Origin of the sequence: Dokdonia genika (genome assembly GCF_042652845.1) — a bacterium.
GTDB classification, from domain to species: Bacteria; Bacteroidota; Bacteroidia; order Flavobacteriales; family Flavobacteriaceae; genus Dokdonia; species Dokdonia donghaensis.
Genome location: NZ_JBHSHB010000005.1, coordinates 1 through 1,892, shown reverse-complemented (window position 1 = coordinate 1,892; position 1,892 = coordinate 1). Strand labels below are relative to the sequence as shown.

General features: G+C 31.0%; 2 protein-coding genes. Both read left to right on the top strand.

All coding sequences use genetic code 11. From position 1 onward, the window contains the following. Nucleotides 1-148: 148 nt before the first annotated feature. Complete coding sequence (locus ACFO5T_RS00845) at nucleotides 149-697, top strand: hypothetical protein (protein WP_380031248.1); 549 nt, start codon at nucleotides 149-151, stop codon at nucleotides 695-697. A gap of 170 nt (nucleotides 698-867) precedes the next feature. Further along, entirely contained in the window at nucleotides 868-1,200 is a 333-nt protein-coding gene (locus ACFO5T_RS00840) for a hypothetical protein (protein ID WP_380031246.1), read from the top strand. The last annotated feature ends 692 nt before the right edge of the window (nucleotides 1,201-1,892 follow it).

Sequence of the window (1,892 nt, the reverse complement as noted above, 5' to 3'; positions counted from 1 at the left end):
CGACATTTTTGAAAGCTCTATGCGCGGCGACAGATTCACAAATAAGTGTATATTTAGACAATCAATTAAAAAACAAAAAACAGGCTAACCAGCAAAATGCCGCACTCGCTTTATGTAGTGGCCTGTTGTGTGTAATTAAAAAAACTGAATGCAAAAGATAATATATTTACTGATTTTCATAATTCTGTGTTCTTGTAAAACGAAAGAAACTGAATTAAAAAAGGAAAAAGTCACTCAATCTGACTTTTTAAAAAGTAAGAGTTTTGACAAGGCTAAAAATCAATTTGGAAAATTTGTTGACTTCACTTTTGATATTGACACTCTGAATAAAATATTATACGATAAAACGGATTTTTATAAATTGAATATTACTGCTTATGATTCAATCTATATTGGAAAAAGAAACGATACAATTTTCTCTTATGACCAATCAATTCCATTTAAAGAAATCTTTGTAGTTTTAGATAAAGAAAAAAAACAATATTTAGGTAGATTAGGAGCTGATTTCGGAGTTTATTTAACAAAATCTAATGATTCTATATTTCATTATTCTTTTAACAAGATAATAGATGATAAATACGATGACCATATAATGATTGGATTTGAATATCCCGAATTAACTATTTCTAAAATGGAAATCAGTAAAAATGGAAAAATAATAGATTTGACTATTGAACAAACTGAAAATAAAAAATAACTACACACAACAACGTGTATAATTCATGCTCGCTTTTTCCTTCAATTAAAATTCTTATATTTAAACAACTGATTTGCATCGACTGAAAATCCTACGGATTCTCAATCGCACAAATCATACACAATCACGTTGGCATTCATTGACGAGCTCACTCTAAACCTTAAAAACTAATGAAAATAGAAAAAGTAAAACAGTTAACTTATTCCATCGGATTTTTAATATTTGGATGGTTATTTTACTTTTTAATAAACTACTTGAATTATTCTGATTTTATGGAACAATTTAGAGAATACCCTGGACTATCTGTTTGCTTTCCGCGAAGAGGAAAATATGATATTATTTGGTTTAAATTAATTGCTATCGGATTTGGTATTATAAGTTTATACTTGAATTATAAAAGTAAACCGCTAAATCGGAAAAAATTAAGAATTTTCTTATCGTTGTTATTATTGATAATGAGCATTTTTGCTTTTCCTAATTTGATATGGCAATATTTAATTTAAAATCAGAATTGTTTACGGATTTTAGCAAATTGCGGAATTACTGACTCAATCGGAATTGAAAAAGTTTGCGAAAAAAAACGCAGGACGAATTCACTCAAACGCAGAAAAAAAATTACCGGAATAAAAAAACAACGAAATGCCAACACCGTGTATAATTAATGGCTAGTTTTAGCTTGCTTACGAAAATCCTCTCGGATTTTCTATTCAGTATTTATTTATTAACTTAGTTGCTTAAACACGCCACTAATCATACACAATACCGTGGCGGCTGATTGCCCAAGGGCTCGCAGACCACGATAAAATAAGCTACACAAAAGGCAGTTGCATACTTGGTGATTACCGCAATCGTATGGCTACGCTTCAAAATCGGTTTAAGAGCGATTGTAAGGGCTATAATCAAGGATCTTGTACAGAATCANCAGCCGCCACAGGCCACTACTCAAAAATGCCTAAAGGTTACAAATCTCAATTATAGAAAGCTCACACGTAGTTGCAACCAGCCACAACTATTACATAACGCGAATACGACATTTTTGAAAGCTCTATGTGTAGGCTTCCCTAAAAATGTAGGCTTCCCTAAAAATGTAGGCTTCCCTAAAAATAGGACAGTTGTTAATTCGAATTTACTAACTTTAAATTCAAACTGTCACAATGAAAACAAGCAAGTTTAGCGAGAGTCAGATTATCAAAGC